This window comes from Microbacterium aurantiacum (assembly GCF_002872075.1).
Classification (GTDB): Bacteria; Actinomycetota; Actinomycetes; order Actinomycetales; family Microbacteriaceae; genus Microbacterium; species Microbacterium aurantiacum_A.
On record NZ_PGGU01000006.1, the window covers coordinates 67694 to 86473 of the forward strand.

Here is an 18780-nt window from a genome sequence, read left to right on the forward strand (position 1 = left end):
TTCGATCCAGTGAACACATGGCTATCATTCTGAACAGCGCGCAATGGATAGTCAAGCGAACGATCGTTTGACATGATGAACACATGGAGGATCTGCGCACCCGAATCGCCCGCACCCTGCGTCGGGAGCGGGAAGCGGCAGCGTTGTCGGTCTCGGAGCTCGCCCGTCGCGCCGGAATCTCGAAGGCGACCGTGTCCCAGCTCGAGAGCGGCTCCGGCAACCCGAGCGTGGAGACTCTGTGGGCCCTCGGCGTCGCCCTGGGCGTGCCGTTCGCAGTGCTCGTCGACCAGCAGGCGAACACCCCGACGCTCATTCGCGCCGATGATCTCGCCGGGGTGCCCGCCGCGGCCGCCGCGTACAGCGCGACCCTGCTGTCGGCCAGCCCTCCGGGCGCCCGCAGAGATCTCTACCTCATCCAGGCCGAGCCCGGGAAACCGCGGGTGTCCGACCCGCACCACCCGGGCACGACCGAGCACGTCATCCTGATCTCCGGCGAGGCACGGCTCGGCCCGGTCGGCGAACCCGTGACTGTGCGCCCCGGCGACTATCTCTCCTACCCGGGCGACTCACCGCACATCTTCGAAGCGCTCGTGCCAGGCACCAGCGCGGTGCTCATCTCGGAGCTGCGCTGACCGCAGCTGCGGGTCAGTACCAATCCGTCGACTGCGAGTGCGACCACGCGCCGCACGGCGTGCCGTAGACGGACGAGATGTAGCCGAGACCCCAGGCGATCTGGGTCGCTGCGTTCGTCTCCCAGTCGCTGCCCGCCGAGGCCATCTTGCTGCCGGGCAGCGACTGCGGGATGCCTGTGGCTCCGCTGGAGTCGTTGTACGCCTGGTAGTTCCACCCGGATTCCTTGTTCCACAGCGACTCCAGGCAGGAGAACTGGTCCGCTCCCCAGCCGTACTGGTTCGCCGCCATCTGCTGGGCGGTCGCCTTCGCGCCGTCGACGGTGTTCGTGGCTGCCAGCGATGCAGCCTGTGCCGCCGCTTCAGCGGCCGCCTGTTCCGCAGCGGCCTGTGCCGCATCGGCCGCCGCCTTCTGCTCCTGCGCCGCGGTGAACGCCGCCTGCAGGGCCGCCGTGCCCGCGACGATCTCTTCGGTCTCAGCCGCGGAATCCTCGGTGAGGACGGCCAGCACCAGTACCGGCATCTCGGCGCGGTCCTCGAGGGCATCGATCCGGTCGTGCAGGTCACTGGTGTCGACCGCCGCCACGGCGGGGTCGACCGCGAGGCCGGACGCTGCGACCTCAGCGGTCAATGCGTCCGCGGACGCCACGGCGTCGCGCGCCTCGGCCACCGTGATCGCCGCCGCGTCGGCATGCTTCGCCGGCACGTCGGCGCCGGTGGCGAAGGCGGAGACGGTCGCCGCGGGAGCGAGGTGCTCGGCTCCGGCTGCCGGAGCGGAGACGATGCCGGCGGTGAGCGCAGCGCCGAGGAGCGCCGCCGTCGCGGTGCCGAGGATCATCATCGGGCGTCGCGCGGTGACGGCGGCGCGGGCGGAGGCCACCGCGGAGGCGCGCCGAAGGGTACGGGTCTTGTGGAGCATGGGTTCGACTTTCGGGTCGTCGTACGCCCTTGACAGGAGACTCATCGGGAGTTCGTCCCGGGCGCAAGCCATCGAGTCTGCAGCACGAACCTGAGTGAAAACCTGCTCTCACCTGGGGATTACATGAGAAGAGGGCCCCGTGTGCGCCGAAACGGCGGCACGGGGCCCTCTTTCTGAGGCGATTCTCAGGCGCTGGCGTCCTGGCGCTTCATGCGTGCAGTCTCGCGCGCACGGGTGTTCGCGTCGAGGTTCACCTTACGGATGCGGACGACCTCGGGCGTCACCTCGACGCATTCGTCGTCGCGCGCGAACTCGAGGCTCTCCTCGAGGGTGAGCTGGCGCGGAGGCGTCATCGACTCGAAGGTGTCCGAGCTCGCCGCACGCATGTTGGTGAGCTTCTTCTCCTTGGTGATGTTCACGTCCATGTCATCAGCGCGCGAGTTCTCGCCGATGACCATGCCCTCGTAGACCTCCTGCGTGGGCTGCACGAAGAACGACATGCGCTCCTGGAGCGCGATCATCGCGAACGGGGTGACGACACCCTGGCGGTCGGCGACGATCGAGCCGTTCTGACGCGTGGTGATCGAGCCCGCCCACGGCTCGTAGCCGTGCGAGATCGCGTTGGCGATGCCGGTGCCGCGGGTCGTGGTCAGGAACTCGCTGCGGAAGCCGATGAGGCCGCGCGACGGGACGATGAACTCCATGCGCACCCAGCCGGTGCCGTGGTTGGTCATGTTCTCCATGCGGCCCTTGCGGTTCGCCAGGAGCTGCGTGATCGCGCCGAGGTGCTCCTCCGGAGTGTCGATGGTGAGGTGCTCGAACGGCTCGTAGGTCTTTCCGTCGATCTTCTTCGTGACCACCTGCGGCTTGCCGACGGTGAGTTCGAAGCCCTCGCGGCGCATGTTCTCGACGAGGATGGCGAGCGCCAGCTCTCCACGGCCCTGCACCTCCCACGCATCCGGGCGTCCGACGTCGACGACCTTGAGCGAGACGTTTCCGATGAGCTCCTTGTCGAGACGGTCCTTGACCATCCGAGCGGTGAGCTTGTGGCCCTTGACCTTGCCCATGAGCGGCGAGGTGTTCGTGCCGATCGTCATCGAGATGGCGGGGTCGTCGACCGTGATCGCGGGCAGCGGGCGGACGTCCTCCGGGTCGGCGATGGTCTCGCCGATGGTGATGTTCTCGAAGCCCGCGATGGCGACGATGTCGCCGGGGCCGGCGGACTCGGCAGGGTAGCGCTCGAGGGCGCGGGTCTTCAGCAGCTCGGTGATGCGGGCGTTGCTGGTGCTGCCGTCGGCGCGCACCCAGGCGACCGTCTGGCCCTTCTTCAGCGTGCCGTTGAAGACGCGCAGCAGCGCCAGGCGACCGAGGAACGGGCTGGAGTCGAGGTTCGTGACCCACGCCTGCAGCGGCGCCTCGTCATCGTAGGAAGGCGCGGGAACGTGCTGGAGGATCGCCTCGAACAGCGGCTCGAGGTCATCGTTGTCGGGCAGCGAGCCGTCGGCGGGACGGTTCTGCGACGCGGCGCCGGCACGGCCGGAGGCGTAGACCACCGGAACGTCGAGCAGGGCATCGACGTCGAGGTCCGGCACGTCATCGACCAGGTCGGAGGCGAGCCCCAGGAGCAGGTCGTGCGCCTCCTCCTCGACCTCGGCGATGCGGGCGTCGGGACGGTCGGTCTTGTTGACCAGGAGAATGACGGGGAGCTTCGACTCCAGCGCCTTACGCAGCACGAAGCGCGTCTGCGGCAGCGGACCCTCGCTCGCGTCGACCAGCAGCACGACGCCGTCGACCATGGACAGGCCGCGCTCGACCTCGCCGCCGAAGTCGGCGTGACCGGGGGTGTCGATCACGTTGATCGTGATCTCCTTGCCCTCGGCGTGCTTGCCCTTGTACGTGATCGCCGTGTTCTTGGCGAGGATCGTGATGCCCTTCTCACGCTCCAGGTCATTCGAGTCCATGGCGCGTTCTTCCATGTGCTCGTGGGAGCCGAAAGAGCCTGTCTGACGCAGCATGGCGTCGACGAGCGTGGTCTTTCCGTGGTCGACGTGCGCGACGATTGCGACGTTGCGGAGGTCAGAGCGGAGGGCGTGCGCCATGCAGAAGTCCTAAAAGGGAGGGGAAAGGGTCGGGATGCCGACATTCCAGGGTATCGCATGGCCAGGCATCGTTCCTGGGTGGACGACGTAGCATCGGTGACGTGACCCTTCGACCGGCTCCGGCGCTCGCGCCACTCGAGCACCCCACCCCCTCGCGCGCGCGTCTGTGGTGGGAGATTGCGATCGTCCTGGCGCTCGGACTCGGCCAGTCCGCGGTGTACGCGATCGTGCAGCTCGCCTATCGCCTCACCGACGAGAAGCCGCTCGCCGATCAGGTGGCGACGCTGAATCCCTCACGCAGCGATCGTGAACTGTTCGACCTGATCTACCAGGTGCTGTCCATCGGGTTCTCTATCGTTCCGGTGCTGCTGGTCTGCTTCCTGCTGTGGCAGTCGTCGCGCCCTCACCTCGGACTCCTCGGGCTCGATGGCACACGGGTCGGGAGGGACACGGGGCGCGGCATCCTGCTGGTGCTCGCGATCGGCTTCCCGGGCCTTGCCCTGTATGTCGTCGGGCGAATGCTGGGACTCTTCGTCGCCGTGAATCCGGCGGGTCTCGACGCGCACTGGTGGACCGTACCGATCCTGCTGCTCGCCGCAGCACGAGCCTCCCTGCAGGAGGAGTTCGTCGTGCTCGGCTATCTGTTCGCGCGGCTGAAGCAGCTGGGGTGGGGACCGTGGGCGATCATCATCGCGACGAGCGTGCTCCGCGCCAGCTACCACCTCTATCAGGGCCCCGGGGCCTTCATCGGGAACTTCGCGATGGGGATGCTGTTCGGCTGGCTGTTCCTGCGCACCGGCCGGCTGCTGCCGTTCCTTGTCGCGCACTTCCTCATCGACACGGCGGTGTTCGTCGGCTACCCGTGGGCCGCCGCGACCTGGCCGGCTTTGTTCGGCCTGCCCGCGTAGCGCCGGAGGGTCAGCCCAGGTTCACGATCACGACGGCCGCTGTCGCCCAGAGCGTGAGCACGCCGAGCACGATCAGCGCAGGGATGTCCCACGAACGGCGGATCGGAGCATCGGCAGCTGGATCTGCCCCCTCCCAGCGGTCCCGGATCTCGGTCAGATCGCGCAATCCCGCCGGCGCCTTGACCTCTTCGTCGCCGCGTGACGGGCGGCGCACCGGACGTGATCGCACCGGACCGCCATAGCAGGTGACGTCGGTGCCGTCATCCAGCGAGAACACCAGCTGCCAGCGCAGGTCGATATCGCGCACCCGGCTCCAGCCGAAGCTCGTCCGCCGCAACATGTTCTGCACGAACGCACTGTCGGCGTCGACGCGGACGATGGAGACGAAGCTGATCTCGTAGACCACCCAGAGCGTCAGCAGCACCCACGGAGCGAACAGGAGCATCTGCCCCCAGCTCCCCCGCACCACGGCGTCACCGAGGAGGAACGCCGCAAGCAGCCCCGAGATGATCATCACGACCGGCCCGGAGGACGCGCGGAACGTCCGTGTGCCCTCCGGGCGCGCGTCGGCACCCACCGTCAGCGACCACCCAGAGGAATCGATGCCCCCGGGATCGCCTGCAGAAGCCGATCCGTGTACTCCTCCTGCGGGTTCGCGAAGATCTCGTCGACCGTTCCTTGTTCGACGATGCGCCCCTTCTCCATCACGCACACGAGGTCGCTGGTGACGCGCACCACCGCGAGGTCGTGCGTGATGAACAGGTAAGTCAGATCGAGCTCCGACTGCAGGTCGGCGAGCAGCTTCAGAACCTGATCCTGCACGAGCACGTCGAGCGCGGAGACCGCCTCGTCGAGCACCACGATGTCCGGCTTGAGCGCGAGCGCACGCGCGATCGCGACGCGTTGCCGCTGACCGCCGGACAGTTCGTTGGCGTACCTGGTCGCCAGCACCCGCGGCAGCGAGACCTGGTCGAGGAGTTCCTCCACCCGTTCCCGCTGCGAGGTGCGATCTCCGACGCCATGGATCTGCAGCGGCTCCGCGATGGTCGCGCCGATGTTACGCAGCGGATCGAGTGAGCCATAGGGATCCTGGAAGACCGGCTGCATGCGGCGGCGCAGCCCGAACGCCTGCGCGTTCGAGAGACGCGACACGTCCTGACCATCGATCTCGATGGTGCCGCTCGTCGGTTCCTCGAGCTTGAGGACCATCTTCGCCACCGTCGACTTTCCGGAGCCGGACTCCCCGACGAGAGCCAGGGTCTTGCCCTTCGGAATCTCGAAGGTGACGTCGTCGACCGCTCGGAACGCCTCACTGCGGAAGCCTCCCTGACGGATCCGGTAGTCCTTGGTGAGCCCGGCGACACGCACCGTCGGTGGGATGTCGGCGAGGTCATCGAGCGTCTCGATGCCTCGATCCTCGACGACCGCCTGGATCCGCTGCGAGGCGATGCTCGGCGCCGCGGCGACCAGCCTCTTGGTGTACGGATGCTGCGGGTCCTCGAGGATCTGCCGGCTCGGACCGGCTTCGACGATGTTCCCGTTGCTCATCACGATGATCTTCTCCGCGCGCTCGGCCGCAAGGCCGAGGTCGTGCGTGATGAGGAGGACGGAGGTGCCTTTATCCCGTGTGAGGGAGGCCATGTGATCGAGGATCACCCGCTGCACCGTGACGTCCAGCGCAGAGGTCGGCTCGTCGGCGATGAGCAGCTTCGGATCGGCTGCCAGACCGATTCCGATCAGCGCCCGCTGGCGCATTCCTCCGGAGAACTGGTGCGGGAACTGATGCAGACGCCGCTCGGCGTCCGCGAGCCCTGCCTGCTGCAGCACCTCGATCGCGCGCGCCTTCACCGCGGCCCGACCCTGGGCGATCCCGTTCGCACGGATCGCCTCCTTCACCTGGAAGCCGATGCTCCAGACCGGGTTGAGGTTCGACATCGGGTCCTGCGGCACGAACCCGATCTCGCGGCCGCGCACGTTCTCGATCGCGGTGCGGCCGAGCGTGGTCAGCTCACGCCCGTCGAGCGTGATCGACCCGCCGGTGATCGTTCCGGTGCCGGGAAGCAGGTTCACGATGGCCGTGGCCGTCGTGGACTTCCCCGAGCCCGACTCGCCGACGATCGCCACGGTCTCACCGGGGAAGATGTCGAAGCTCGCGCCGTGAAGCACCTCTTTCACGCCGTTCTGCGTGCGGAACGCGACCGTGAGGTCGCGCACGCTGAGCAGAGGGATCTGTGCGCTCGCACGATCGTTCATCGGCGTGCCCTCGCCTTCGGGTCGAGGGCGTCTCGGATCAGCTCGCCCAGGGTCACGAACGCGAGCACGGCCAACGTGAGCGCGATCGACGGATAGATGAGCGCCATCGGCGCGACGCGAAGCGATGACTGCGCCTGGCCGATGTCGTTGCCCCAGGACATCACGTTGCTCCCGAGACCGACGCCGAGGAACGACAGGGTCGCCTCCGCCACGATCGAGGCCGCGAGGCTGAGCGTCGTGACGACGAGGAGCGGGGCGAGCGCGTTGGGGATCACGTGTCCGACGAGGGTGGCGAACTTGGAGCGGCCGAGCGCCCGCGAGGCGACGACGAAGTCCGCCTGCCGGACCCTCAGCACCTCCGCGCGGACCACTCGGGCCGTGGAGGCCCAGGCGAAGCCGCCGATCGCGAGCGCCAGAACCGGCACGGAGCGGTACTGCGAGAACACCGTCATGACGACGACCGCCGCGAGGATGTACGGGATCGCGAAGAAGATGTCGCCGACACGTGAGAGCAGCGAGTCGAGCCAGCCGCCGTAGAACCCGGCCAGCGCACCCATGATGAGTCCGAGGACGGAGGAGATCAGTGTGGCGAGCATACCCACCGACAGTGATGTCTGCGCACCCCAGACGATGCGGGAGTAGATGTCGCAGCCCTGGAAGGTGAACCCCAGAACGTGCCCGGCGGCGGGGCCGTCGTTGCTGTACTTCAGTTCGCAGACGCGCGGGTCGACCTGCGTGAACAGAGTCGGCCACAACGCCATCACGGCGAAGAAGAGGGCGAGCGCGACCGAGGCCCAGAACAGCGGGCGACGGCGCAGGTCGGTCCACGCGTCACGCCACAGGTTGCTCGGCTTCTCGGCGATCCGCACCGCATCGACGGAGACGCTCTCCGTCTCGATCGGCGCGACGAAGTGATTCTGCGTGGTGGGGTCAGGCATAGCGGATCCTTGGGTCGAGCAGACCGTAGAGCAGGTCGATGACGAGGTTGACCAGGACGTACAGGATGACGAACACCGTGACGAAGGAGACCACGGTGGGGCCCTCGTTCCGGATCGCGGCCTGATACAGCGTGTTGCCGACACCGGGCACGTTGAAGATCGCCTCGGTGACGGTCGCGCCGACCAGCAGCACTCCGAAGTTGGTCGCGGAGTTGGTGATCACCGGGATCAGCGAGTTGCGCAGCACGTGCACGGGGATCACGCGTCCGCGCGAGAGCCCTTTGCTGTACGCGGTGCGCACCCAGTCCTGGTTGAGCGTGTCGATCACCGAGCTGCGCATCAGGCGCATGCTGACCGCATACAGGCTGAAGCCGAGCACGATGGCCGGCAGCCACAGACCGCCCCAGTCGTTGTCGGCGCCGACCGTGGGTTTGAACAGGCCCCACTGGATCGCGAGGAAGTACTGCGCGAGGAAAGCGACGACGAAGATCGGGATCGCGATCGCCACGAGCGCGATGATCAGCGCGACGTGATCGAACAGCCGGCCTTTGTAGAGCGCCGAGACCGTGCCGATGATGATGGCGAGCACGAACTCGATGCCGATCGACATGACCGCGAGCCGGCCGGTGACGGGGAGAGTCTCCGCCAGCACCGTCGAGACCGGCCGACCGGAGAACGTGTTGCCGAGATCGCCCGTGAACACACCGGTGATGTAGTACCAGTACTGCACGATGAACGGGTCGTTCAGGTGGTAGTGCTCTCGCAGCTGCTGGACGACCGCCGGGTTGGGTGTGCGGTCGCCGAACAGCGCGAGGATCGGGTCGCCGGGCATGGCGAACACGAGGAAGTAGATGAGCAGGGTGGCACCGAAGAAAACCGGAATCACCTGCAGGAGACGTCTCAGGATGTAGCCGAGCATCTGTTGTCCCGTTGTCAGGAGGCGGAAGAGCGTGACGAACACAGCCTGTGAGGCGGCGACGAAGTGATCGTCACCGCCTCACAGGTGAGTGTCGTCAGGCCTACTCGCCGGCCTTCGTGACCTGGTGGAGGATCGGCCAGGTGTCCCAGCCGAACTGCACGTTCTCGACCTCTTCACCCCAGGCGCCCATGGCGTTGGTGTACCAGAGCGGGATGGCGGGCAGGTCCTTGAACAGAACCTCCTGCGCCTCCTGGAACTTGGCGATACCCTCTTCGAGGTCCGCCGCGGAGGCTCCCTCGTCGAGGAGTGCGTCGAAGTCCGGGTTCGAGTAGTCGCCGTCGTTCGAGCCTGCGCCGGTGCCGAAGATCGGACCGAGGCCGTTGAACATCGACGGGTAGTCGAACTGCCATCCCGTGCGGAATGCTGTGGTCGACTGGCGCTCGGTGATGAGCGTGCGGTGCTCCGCGAAGGTCGGGATCGGCTTGCCCGCAGCCTCGATGCCGAGGTTGTTCTTCACCTGGTTCGCGACAGCGTCGACCCAGCCCTGGTTGGGACCGTCGGCGTTGTACTGGATCTCGAAAGAGCCGGTCCAGGGGGCGATGGCGTCGGCCTCGGCCCACAGCTCCTTCGCCTTCTCGGCGTCGAACTCGAGCACCTCGGACCCGGGGATGTCCTCGGAGTAACCGTCGATCACCGGGGAGGTGAAGTCCTTCGCCGGAGTGCGGGTGCCGTTGAAGACGATCTCGGTGATCTCCTCGCGATCGATGGCGTGCGAGATCGCCGCGCGGCGGAGCTGTCCCTCTTCACCGCTGAAGTGCGCGAGACGCTCCGGGATCGTGATCGTGGCGTTCGCCGCGGCCGGCTGGTTCACCGTGCGGCCCTCGAAGTCGGTCTCGAAGGTCTGGAGCGCGCTGTCGGGGATCTCCTGGATGATGTCCAGGTCGCCGCCCTGCAGGTCAGCGTATGCCGCGTCGGTGCTCGCGTAGAGGATCATGTCCACTCCGCCGTTCTGCACCTCGCGGGGACCGGTGTAGTCCTCGTTCTTGACGAGGTCGATGCGCACGTTGTGCTGCCACGCACCCTCCTCCTCGAACATGTACGGCCCGTTGCCGACGGGGTTCTCACCGAAGGCCTCGAGGTCGTCCCAGGCGGATGCCGGCATCGGGAAGAACGCGGTGTACCCCAGGCGCAGCGGGAAGTCCGACTCGGGCTGCTTCAGCTTCACCGTGAACGTCAGGTCGTCGACGACCTTCAGACCGGACAGCTCCGGAACGTTCTCGTCGTAGGAGAAGCCCTCGATGGACTCGAAGAAGTAGCTCGAGAGCTGAGCGTTGTCGAGCGCCGCGCCATAGTTCCACGCGGTGACGAACGACGCGGCGTCGACCGGGTCGCCGTTGGTGAAGGTCTGGTCCGGCTTGATCTTGATCGTGTACGTCTGGGAGTCGTCGGTCTCGATCGACTCGGCGACGTCGTTGTGAACGGCGCCTTCCGCGTCGTAGTAGACCAGGCCGGCGAACATGTTCTGGATGACGAGTCCGCCGCCCACCTCGTTGGTGTTCGTCGGGATCAGCGGGTTCTGCGGCTCGGTGTTGTTGACCGAGATGACTGCCGTGGGATCACCCGACGGGGTGTCTCCTTCAGGCTCGGGGTTTCCGCCAGCTGCGCAGCCCGCGAGCGCCATGGCGCCGATCGCGAGAAGAGCGGTGCCCGCAAGGGCGATCTTGTTTCGCTTCACTTTGTGTCCTCCTGATGGACATGGATAAACGCGCACTCCTCGTCGAATGCGCGGCGATAGTTGAGAGTAACCCCCAGAATGCTCCGTACCTATCTCCGCTAATGAACTGTTACTGAGTGGTGATCATCTGTAACAGCGCCGTAACCGGACGGCACGCGAGAACGGCGTTCCGCGCACCCCGACAGGGGCCACGGAACGCCGTTCTCGATACTGCGATCAGGTCAGGCGAAAGCCTCCACCGGCGGACAGGCGCAGACGAGGTTGCGGTCGCCGTAGGCCTGGTCGATGCGGCGCACCGGCGGCCAGTACTTGCCGGCGACGAGCGCCGGGATCGGGTAGGCGGCCTCCTCGCGGGTGTAGGCGTGGGCCCACTCCCCCGCGATCAGCGAGACCGCGGTGTGCGGTGCGCCCACCAGAGGGTTGTCGTCTGCCGGCCAGCGGCCGGCGGCGACGGCATCCGCCTCCGCCTTGATCTGGATCATCGCCTCGATGAACCGCTCGATCTCGCCGAGGTCCTCCGACTCCGTCGGCTCGACCATCAGCGTGCCCGCGACCGGGAACGACATCGTCGGGGCGTGGAAGCCGTAGTCGATGAGCCGCTTGGCGACGTCGTCGACGGTGATGCCCGTGGCCTCCTTGAGGGGACGCAGGTCGAGGATGCACTCGTGCGCGACCCGGCCGTTCTCGCCGGTGTACAGCACCGGATAGTGCTCGCCGAGGCGCGCGGCGATGTAGTTCGCCGAGAGCACGGCCGCGGCCGTCGCACGGCGCAGGCCGTCGGCGCCCATCATCCGCACGTACGCCCACGAGATCGGCAGCACGCCTGCAGAACCGTAGGGAGCGCCGGACACCGCGCCGCCCTCGAAGGTGAACCCGCCGAAGTGCTCGTCCCGCTGCGCGAGCGGATGCCCCGGCAGGAACGGCGCCAGGTGCGCCTTCGCCGCGACCGGCCCGATGCCGGGTCCGCCGCCGCCGTGCGGGATCGCGAACGTCTTGTGCAGGTTGAGGTGCGACACGTCGCCGCCCAGGTCTCCGAAGCGGGCGTACCCGAGCAGTGCGTTGAGGTTCGCACCGTCGACATACACCTGTCCACCGGCGTCGTGCACCGCGGCGGTGATCTCGACGACGTCGTGTTCGTACACACCGTGCGTCGACGGGTAGGTGATCATCAGCGCGGACAGCTCGCCGGCGTGCGCCGCGATCTTCGCGCGCAGATCGTCGAGGTCGACGTTGCCGAGCTCATCGCAGGCGACGACGACGACCTTCATACCCGCGAGCACCGCAGACGCCGCATTCGTGCCGTGCGCGGACGACGGGATCAGGCACACCGTGCGCTGCGCGTCGCCGTTCGCGAGGTGGTACCCGCGGATGGCGAGCAGGCCGGCGAGCTCGCCCTGCGAGCCGGCGTTCGGCTGCAACGAGACAGCGTCGTAGCCGGTCACTTCGGCGAGCCAGCCCTCGAGCTGGTCGACCAGGTCGAGGTAGCCCTCCACGTCGGATGCCGGCGCGAACGGGTGGATGCCGGCGAACTCCGGCCACGTGACCGCCGCCATCTCGGTGGCCGCGTTGAGCTTCATCGTGCACGAGCCCAGCGGGATCATGCCACGGTCGAGCGCGTAGTCCCGATCGGCGAGGCTCTTCAAGTACCGCATCATGGCGGTCTCGCTGCGGTGCGCGTGGAAGACCGGGTGCGTGAGGTAGTCGCCCTGCCGGCGCAGCTGCGCGGGAAGCGCGTTATTGCCGTCGCCGAAGCCGAAGACGCGCTCCTGCTTGCCGCCGAACACCATCGCGACCTGGTGCAGCTCGCTGTGGCTCGTGGTCTCGTCGACGGAGATTCCGACGGTGTCGGCATCCGCGACGTGCAGCAGGATGCCGTAGCCGTGATGCGCTTGCTCGGCGAACTCCGCGGCTCGTCCCGGCACCCGCACCTGCAGCGTGTCGAAGAAGGCGTCGTGCACGACGTCGACCTCCGCCTCGGCCAGCCAGTCGCGCAGCAGCGCGGCCTTCAGCGCCGCCTCCCGCGCGATCGCGCGCAGCCCGTCCGGGCCGTGGTAGACGGCGTACATCGAGGCCATCACAGCGAGGAGCACCTGCGCGGTGCAGATGTTCGACGTGGCCTTCTCGCGGCGGATGTGCTGCTCGCGCGTCTGCAGCGAGAGACGGTAGGCGGGCTTGCCGTCGGCATCCACCGACACACCGACCAGGCGGCCCGGCAGCTGACGCTCCAGACCCGCGCGCACGGCCATGTACCCGGCGTGCGGTCCGCCGAAGCCCATCGGCACACCGAAGCGCTGGGTGGTCCCGACCGCGACGTCCGCGCCGAGCGAACCCGGCGACGAGATGAGGGTGAGCGCGAGCAGATCGGCGGCGACGACGGCGAGCGCGCCGACGAGGTGGGCGGCGTCGATGACCGCACTCGGATCCCACACCCGGCCGGAAGCGCCGGGGTACTGCAGGAAGACGCCGAACAGTTCAGCCGGCATCGTGGCGCCAGCGGCGAAGTCCACGGTGACGAGCTCGATGCCGACGGCCTCCGCGCGGGTGGCGAGCAGGGCCTTCGTCTGGGGCAGCGCGTCGGCGTCGACGACGAACACGTTCGACGTCGACTTCGAGGCGCGGCGGGCGAGCAGCATCCCCTCGGCGACCGCTGTCGACTCGTCGAGCATCGATGCGTTCGCGGTCGACAGGCCGGTGAGCTCGGCGACCATCGTCTGGAAGTTGATGAGCGCCTCGAGGCGCCCCTGCGAGATCTCGGGCTGGTAGGGCGTGTACGCCGTGTACCAGGAGGGGTTCTCCAGCACGTTCCGCTGGATCACCTGCGGAGTGATCGTGCCGTAGTACCCGAGGCCGATCATCGGCCGGTTCACCGTGTTGCGCGCCGCGAGCGCCCGGAGCTCGGCGAGCGCCTCGGTCTCACTGGCTGCCACGGGGATGAGCGAGTCCGCGGACGCTGCTGTGAAGATCGAGGACGGCACCGCCTGGCGCATCAGCGCCTCGACGGGAGTGTCGTCTTCGACACCGGCGGCGAACCCCAGCGCGTCCAGCATCGTGCGCTGGGCGGATGCGGTGGTTCCGATATGACGATCGGCGAAAGAGACCACGTCCGGATCAGCCCTCCGTCAGAGCGACGTACGCGTCGCGGTCGAGCAGGCCGTCGGCAGCGCCGGCCGAGACGGCGACCTTGATGAGCCACCCGCCGGCGAAGGGCTCGGCGTTGACGAGCGAGGGGTCGTCCACGACCGCGTCGTTGATCTCCACGACGGTGCCTGCGACCGGAGCGTAGAGCTCGCCGACCGACTTCGTCGACTCGATCTCTCCGACCACGGAGCCGGCCGTGATCTCGGTTCCGACGGCGGGCAGCTCGACGAAGACGACGTCGCCGAGCTTCTCGGCCGCGTAGTCCGTGATGCCGATGGTGACGGTCTCACCGTCGACGGCGAGCCATTCGTGCTCTTCGGTGTAGCTCAGGGCGTTGAGATCGGTCATTTCATCCTCCGGTAGAAAGGCAGAGCGGTCACGGTCGCAGGGATCTTCGTCCCCCGCACATCCAGGAATACTGTGGATCCCGCCTCGGCGGAAGACGGAGTCACATAGGCCATCGCGATCGGGTGGCCGAGCGTGGGGCTGAGCGCGCCGCTGGTGATCTCCCCCAGGACCGTGCCGTCTTCGGCGACGACGGCGTAGCCGGCGCGGCCGGCTCGCTTGCCCTCGGCGGTGAGTCCGACCAGGACGGGGGCATCGGATGCGGCATCCACCGCATCCTTGCCGACGAAGCTCTCCTTGTCGGCTGCGACGACGCGGCCGAGTCCGGCCTGAGCGGGCTTCGTGTCGAGGCTCAGTTCGTGGCCGTACAGCGGCATTCCGGCTTCGAGCCGGAGGGTGTCACGGGCGGCGAGCCCGGCCGGCACGAGGCCGTGCGGCTCACCGGCGATGATCAGAGCGTCCCAGAGCGCCGGGGCATCGGCGGCGCGGACGAGCAGTTCGAAGCCGTCCTCCCCGGTGTAGCCGGTGCGAGCGATGAGCAACGGTTCGCCGAGGAAGAACGCGTCCGCCCAGGCGTAGTACTTCTGATCGGCCCACGGAGTTCCGAGCTCGGTGACGCCCTCGGTCGCGGCCACGATGGCCTCGGCAGCGGGGCCCTGCACGGCGAGCAGCGCGTAGGAGTCGGAGACGTCCTCGACATCCACTCCGCGGTCCCCGAGGAATCCGGCGAAGCTGCGATCCTCTCCGGTCGCCCGCGCGGGAAGATCTCGCTCGGGGATCGACGGGAAGGACCGGACCCGTGACGCGAACGCCGCATCGACGAACCCGCGGTTGCCGGCGTTCGCGATGACGAGGTAGCGGTCCTCGGCCAGGCGATAGGCGATGACGTCATCGACGATGCCGCCGCTCTCGGCGAGGACCAGCGAGTACTTCGCCTTGCCGACCGGCATCGTGGAGATCCGGCCTGCGAGCGCATAGTCGAGGAACTCGGCTGCGTACGGGCCGGTGACGAGGAACTCCGCCATGTGCGAGATGTCGAAGAGCCCCGCCGCCTGGCGCACGGCATGGTGCTCAGCGAGGTCGGAGGTGTAGCGCACCGGCATCTGCCAGCCGCCGAAGTCCGTGAAGGATGCTCCGAGCGCCTCGTGGCGTTCGCGGAGCGGCGTGTAGCGGGGGTCGGACATGGAGTTCTCCCGGGCTGGATCGGGCGGACCGGCGGCATCGCCGGTCCTGGGAACTCCCCCTCTGTCATGGGCCTGAGAGCTTCGCCCGCAGAGGGGCTTTCACCGTCGGCGGATCCCGTCGCTCGAGATCGCTTTTCAGAGTGGCCGGAACCGCGCGGTACGCGTACCTGAGAGATTGGCGGGGAGGCTTGCTCCTTCGGTGCCCGGCTGCATTCACCGGAGCTCTCCCGCGAGGGTCATTCGGCCTGTGTTCGGTTGTGCGATCAGTCTAGCGGGTGCGCCCCGCCCCGCTCAGCCCTTGATCGCGCCGGCGACGAGTCCGCTCGTCATGCGTCCCTGGACGATCACGAAGAAGATGATGACGGGGATCGCCACGATCGTCGACGCCGCCATCACCTGGCCCCAGTCGATGGCCTGGGTGGCGCTCTGCTGCACGAATCCACGCAGCCAGAGCGGCAGCGTGCGGTTGTTCTCCATGATCACCAGAGCGACAGTGAACTCGTTCCAGCACTGCAGGAACGCGAAGACGCCGGAGGCGACGAGGCCGGGAGCCAGCAGCGGCAGCGTGATCCGCACGAACGCCTGGGTCCGGCTGAGGCCGTCGATCATCCCGGCCTCCTCGAGCTCGGCCGGAACACCGGCGACGAAGCCGCGCAGCATCCAGATCGTGAACGGGACGACGGCTGCGACGTACAGGATGCTGAGTCCCAGGACGTTGCTGAGCAGACCGAGGCTCGCCATCATCTTGTACTGCGCGATGAACAGGCCCTCGGCCGGGAGCATCTGGATGAGCAGGATCGTCACGATGAACGAGACCCGACCGCGGAACTTGAACCGGCTGATCGCGATGGAGGCGAGGAAGGCGAACGTCAGGCAGACGGCCACAGAGAGGAGCGTCACCCCGACGCTGACCGCGAGCGCCGAGAAGAACGACGGCGTGATCACCCGCTCGAAGTTCGCGAACGAGCCGCCGACGGGGAAGAAGGTGGGGGTGAACGCCTCGAGTGTCGCCGTCGACAGCATGGACGAGTTGACCATCCAGTAGACGGGGAACGCCCAGATGACGGCGATGACCACCGCGAGAATGCTCAGCAGCCAGGTTCCGAGGCGGAGCTTGCGGCGCCGGACCGGGATGCGGCTCCCGTCGGCGCTGACCACGGCGCGACCGACGCTCCGCTCGAGCGTGGGCGGTGTGGCGGTGACGGTCATTTCCCCTCCTCCTTGATGAGGCTGCGCACGTAGAACCAGCTCAATGCGATGGTCAGCGCGAGCACGAAGATCGACATCGCCGCCCCCGCGCCGAAATCGAGACCGGCGACGCCGGTCTTGTAGATGTAGGTGCCGAGGAGGTCGTAGTCCGCCGACTTGGGCCCGGCGTCCTGCAGAAGGGTGATCTGGGCGAAGACGCGCAGATCCCAGATGAGGTTGAGCAGCAGCACGATGGCGATGACCGGCTTCAGCACCGGGAACACGATGAAGCGGAACCGCTGCACGGCGCTCGCGCCGTCGAGCTGACTGGCCTCGAGGACCTCTCCGCTCACCTGGGTGAGGCCGGCGTAGGCCGAGAACGCGACGAACGGCACGGACATCCAGACGATGATGATCGACGCGACGATGAAGAAGAGGACTGGAGTGGTGCCGATCCAATTGAAGCCCTTCATATCGACGCCCGGGATCATGCTGAGGAGGTAGTTGACGACGCCGCGCTGGCGGTTGAAGAGCCAGATGAACACCGTCATCGCGGCGATCACCGGCATGGCCCACGCCAGCAGCAGCGCGATCTGCAACGTGAATCGGGCAGCAGCATGGATCTTGGTCATCAGCAGGGCCAGCATGACCCCGACGACGATCGTGACGAAGGCCGTCACCAGGCAGAAGATGACCGAGCGGAAAGTCACCGCCCAGAACGTGCCGTCCTGCGCGATGGCGATGTAGTTGTCGAACCCGACGAAGTCGGGCGCCTTGCCGCCGAGCTGCTGCAGCGCACCGTACTTCTGGAACGACGTGACGATCTGCCAGACCACGGGATACCCCATACCGAGCAGCAGGACGAGAACGGCGCCGAGGATCAGGAGGTACGGCACCAGCGCACGGCGTCGGACGGACGGTTCGGCACCGGCCGAGCGGTCCTTGAGGCCGGTGCTGCCGGTGGGCGAGACGGGAGCTTCTGTGATGGTCATGCGGGGGCACTGCCTGTCTGAGTATGCGCGTGGGGGCCGGGTGCACCCGGCCCCCACGCAGGTGATCAGCCGTTGATGATGGCGTCGATCTTGGCGTCGTACTCCTTCGCGAGCTCGGTGACGTCGCCGCCCTCGGCGACCTTGCCGAAGAACTCCTCGAGGATCTTCTTGCCCTCGACCGCTGCCCAGCCGGGCGCTGCCGGCGTCAGCTTCGAGCCGAGCGCCGAGTCGACGAGCGCCTCGGCGAACTGGTCGTCGCCGAGGTCGCCGACGAAGTCGACGTTCGCCGGGCCGAGGCCGTTCTTGGCCAGCAGGGACTGGTACTCGTCCGAGTAGATGATCCGCAGCAGCTCCTTCGCTCCGGCCTGGTTCTCGCTCTTGGCGGAGATGCCGATGTTCGAGCCGCCGGCGAAGACCGGTGCGACCGAGCCCTCTTCGAGGCCCGGAAGCGGGAACACTCCGAAGGTGCTGTCGTTCCACTCGCGCAGCTCGGCGCCCTCGTCGTTGTCGCCGGTGTAGTCACCGACCGACCAGTGGGCCCAGCCGGGCGCGATGATGGTGGCCGCAGTCGGAGCGGTGCCGGTCTTGTCGTTGTTGATGTTGATCCACGGCGTCGAGTCGTCCTCGGTGGCCGGAGCGTTGGACGCTCCCGTGAAGATGTCCTGGAACTGCTCGAGACCTGCGATCGACTTCGGGTCCGACAGAGTGGAGACCCACTTGTCGCGGTCCTTCGTCGCCAGCTCCCCGCCGTTCGCGAAGACCCAGGAGATGCCGTTGCGCCAGTCCTGACCGCCGATGTAGAAGCCCGACTGGCCGTCGGTGCGGAGCGTCTTGACCGACTCGCTGAACTCCTGGAGAGTCTTCGGCACGTCGAGACCGGCCGCGGTCCAGATGTCCTTGCGGTAGGTGATGTAGCGCGAGCCGAAGTAGTACGGAAGCGCATACTGCTTGCCGTCGACCTCGCCGACCTCCACGAAGGACGGCAGCAGCTTGTCGCCACCCAGGTCCTCGAAGATCGGGGTCAGGTCGCTGAACGCGCCGGCGGTCGTGAAGGTGGGCGACCAGGTGTTGCCGATCTCGGTCACATCGGGAGTGTTCTTCGCGTCGGGAAGCTGGTTGGTCAGCTTGGTGAGCGCGTCGCTCCAGTCCTGCTGCTCGATGGTGAGAGTGCCGCCGGTGGCTTCCTCGTACTCGTCGATCAGGAACTCGCGCGCCTCTTCGGGAGTGTCGCCGCCCATGACCCAGAACGTGATGTCCTGCCCCTTGGCCGCCTCGGTGTCGAATCCGGACGCGGCTGCGCTGCCGCCTCCTCCGGTACCGCAGGCCGTCAAGCCGAGGGCGAGGACCGACGCCCCCGCCACAGCGGTGAGCGCGATCTTGCGCTTGCCGTTTCCAGTCATTTCTTCTGTTTCCTCTCGGTGCTGCAGTGCAGGAGGGATCTCTCTCCGGGTGGAGTCGCCCACGGATGGGGTTTGTTAGGACAGTAACCTAACAAATTCCTCCGGGGTCGACAAGCCCTGCCTGATCTGCGAG

15 protein-coding genes and 2 riboswitches are annotated in these 18780 nt (G+C 67.4%); of the genes, 2 read left to right on the forward strand and 13 right to left on the reverse strand.

Annotated elements, in window-relative coordinates; genetic code table 11:
* Positions 1-83: 83 nt before the first annotated feature.
* The gene (locus CUR96_RS05715; RefSeq protein ID WP_102192333.1) at positions 84-632 is read left to right on the forward strand and encodes a helix-turn-helix domain-containing protein; all 549 of its coding nucleotides are present in this window, start codon (positions 84-86) and stop codon (positions 630-632) included.
* 13 nt (positions 633-645) lie between these two features.
* On the opposite strand, the gene CUR96_RS05720 is transcribed toward CUR96_RS05715, so the two are convergent.
* Together CUR96_RS05720 and typA are read right to left on the reverse strand one after the other, a co-directional pair.
* Positions 646-1548, reverse strand: a complete 903-nt coding sequence (locus CUR96_RS05720; protein ID WP_102192334.1) for a phospholipase — start codon at positions 1546-1548, stop codon at positions 646-648.
* 185 nt (positions 1549-1733) lie between these two features.
* The gene (gene typA, locus CUR96_RS05725) at positions 1734-3647 is read right to left on the reverse strand and encodes a translational GTPase TypA (RefSeq protein ID WP_102192335.1); all 1914 of its coding nucleotides are present in this window, start codon (positions 3645-3647) and stop codon (positions 1734-1736) included.
* A 101-nt stretch (positions 3648-3748) separates the two neighbouring features.
* Here typA and CUR96_RS05730 point away from each other — a divergent pair, with 101 nt between their 5' ends.
* Positions 3749-4555, forward strand: coding sequence for a CPBP family intramembrane glutamic endopeptidase (locus tag CUR96_RS05730; protein WP_102192336.1), 807 nt, complete (start codon positions 3749-3751; stop codon positions 4553-4555).
* Positions 4556-4565: 10 nt separating this feature from the next.
* On the opposite strand, the gene CUR96_RS05735 is transcribed toward CUR96_RS05730, so the two are convergent.
* The 11 genes from CUR96_RS05735 to CUR96_RS05785 all read right to left on the reverse strand — a co-directional run bounded on the left by CUR96_RS05735 (position 4566) and on the right by CUR96_RS05785 (position 18647).
* Entirely contained in the window at positions 4566-5069 is a 504-nt protein-coding gene (locus CUR96_RS05735) for a PH domain-containing protein (protein ID WP_245861107.1), read from the reverse strand.
* 65 nt (positions 5070-5134) lie between these two features.
* Positions 5135-6808: a dipeptide ABC transporter ATP-binding protein gene (locus CUR96_RS05740; protein ID WP_102192338.1), complete on the reverse strand. Its 1674-nt coding sequence runs from the start codon at positions 6806-6808 to the stop codon at positions 5135-5137.
* Entirely contained in the window at positions 6805-7746 is a 942-nt protein-coding gene (locus tag CUR96_RS05745) for an ABC transporter permease (RefSeq protein WP_102192339.1), read from the reverse strand. Before CUR96_RS05745 ends, CUR96_RS05740 begins: the two co-directional genes overlap by 4 nt.
* A complete protein-coding gene (locus CUR96_RS05750) occupies positions 7739-8665 on the reverse strand; it encodes an ABC transporter permease (RefSeq protein ID WP_102192545.1) in 927 nt (308 codons plus the stop codon). Before CUR96_RS05750 ends, CUR96_RS05745 begins: the two co-directional genes overlap by 8 nt.
* Positions 8666-8765: 100 nt before the next feature.
* Positions 8766-10400 (reverse strand): peptide ABC transporter substrate-binding protein, encoded by a 1635-nt coding sequence (locus CUR96_RS05755; RefSeq protein ID WP_102192340.1) that lies wholly within the window; start codon positions 10398-10400, stop codon positions 8766-8768.
* A gap of 221 nt (positions 10401-10621) precedes the next feature.
* A complete protein-coding gene (gene gcvP, locus CUR96_RS05760; RefSeq protein ID WP_245861108.1) occupies positions 10622-13447 on the reverse strand; it encodes an aminomethyl-transferring glycine dehydrogenase in 2826 nt (941 codons plus the stop codon).
* 61 nt (positions 13448-13508) lie between these two features.
* Complete coding sequence (gcvH, locus tag CUR96_RS05765; protein ID WP_102192342.1) at positions 13509-13886, reverse strand: glycine cleavage system protein GcvH; 378 nt, start codon at positions 13884-13886, stop codon at positions 13509-13511.
* A complete protein-coding gene (locus CUR96_RS05770) occupies positions 13883-15067 on the reverse strand; it encodes a glycine cleavage system aminomethyltransferase GcvT (protein ID WP_102192343.1) in 1185 nt (394 codons plus the stop codon). The genes gcvH and CUR96_RS05770 overlap by 4 nt, the downstream gene beginning before the upstream one ends.
* A gap of 54 nt (positions 15068-15121) precedes the next feature.
* A riboswitch (glycine riboswitch) is annotated at positions 15122-15211 on the reverse strand.
* Position 15212: 1 nt separating this feature from the next.
* A riboswitch (glycine riboswitch) is annotated at positions 15213-15307 on the reverse strand.
* Positions 15308-15358: 51 nt separating this feature from the next.
* Positions 15359-16276 carry a carbohydrate ABC transporter permease gene (locus CUR96_RS05775; protein ID WP_146008127.1) on the reverse strand — a complete coding sequence of 306 codons (918 nt, stop codon included), beginning with the start codon at positions 16274-16276 and terminating at the stop codon, positions 15359-15361.
* The gene (locus CUR96_RS05780) at positions 16273-17247 is read right to left on the reverse strand and encodes a carbohydrate ABC transporter permease (protein WP_102192344.1); all 975 of its coding nucleotides are present in this window, start codon (positions 17245-17247) and stop codon (positions 16273-16275) included. The genes CUR96_RS05775 and CUR96_RS05780 overlap by 4 nt, the downstream gene beginning before the upstream one ends.
* Before the next feature lie 65 nt (positions 17248-17312).
* Positions 17313-18647, reverse strand: coding sequence for an extracellular solute-binding protein (locus CUR96_RS05785; protein WP_102192345.1), 1335 nt, complete (start codon positions 18645-18647; stop codon positions 17313-17315).
* Between the last annotated feature and the right edge of the window lie 133 nt (positions 18648-18780).

Coding starts and splice junctions, on each gene's coding strand:
- CUR96_RS05715 (WP_102192333.1), top strand. CDS start 84: ATGGAGGATCTGCGCACCCGAATCGCCCGCACCCTGCGTCGGGAGCGG.
- CUR96_RS05720 (WP_102192334.1), bottom strand. CDS start 1,548: ATGCTCCACAAGACCCGTACCCTTCGGCGCGCCTCCGCGGTGGCCTCC.
- typA (WP_102192335.1), bottom strand. CDS start 3,647: ATGGCGCACGCCCTCCGCTCTGACCTCCGCAACGTCGCAATCGTCGCG.
- CUR96_RS05735 (WP_245861107.1), bottom strand. CDS start 5,069: ATGATCATCTCGGGGCTGCTTGCGGCGTTCCTCCTCGGTGACGCCGTG.
- CUR96_RS05740 (WP_102192338.1), bottom strand. CDS start 6,808: ATGAACGATCGTGCGAGCGCACAGATCCCTCTGCTCAGCGTGCGCGAC.
- CUR96_RS05745 (WP_102192339.1), bottom strand. CDS start 7,746: ATGCCTGACCCCACCACGCAGAATCACTTCGTCGCGCCGATCGAGACG.
- CUR96_RS05750 (WP_102192545.1), bottom strand. CDS start 8,665: ATGCTCGGCTACATCCTGAGACGTCTCCTGCAGGTGATTCCGGTTTTC.
- gcvP (WP_245861108.1), bottom strand. CDS start 13,447: ATGCTGGACGCGCTGGGGTTCGCCGCCGGTGTCGAAGACGACACTCCC.
- gcvH (WP_102192342.1), bottom strand. CDS start 13,886: ATGACCGATCTCAACGCCCTGAGCTACACCGAAGAGCACGAATGGCTC.
- CUR96_RS05770 (WP_102192343.1), bottom strand. CDS start 15,067: ATGTCCGACCCCCGCTACACGCCGCTCCGCGAACGCCACGAGGCGCTC.
- CUR96_RS05775 (WP_146008127.1), bottom strand. CDS start 16,276: ATGACCGTCACCGCCACACCGCCCACGCTCGAGCGGAGCGTCGGTCGC.
- CUR96_RS05780 (WP_102192344.1), bottom strand. CDS start 17,247: ATGACCATCACAGAAGCTCCCGTCTCGCCCACCGGCAGCACCGGCCTC.
- CUR96_RS05785 (WP_102192345.1), bottom strand. CDS start 18,647: ATGACTGGAAACGGCAAGCGCAAGATCGCGCTCACCGCTGTGGCGGGG.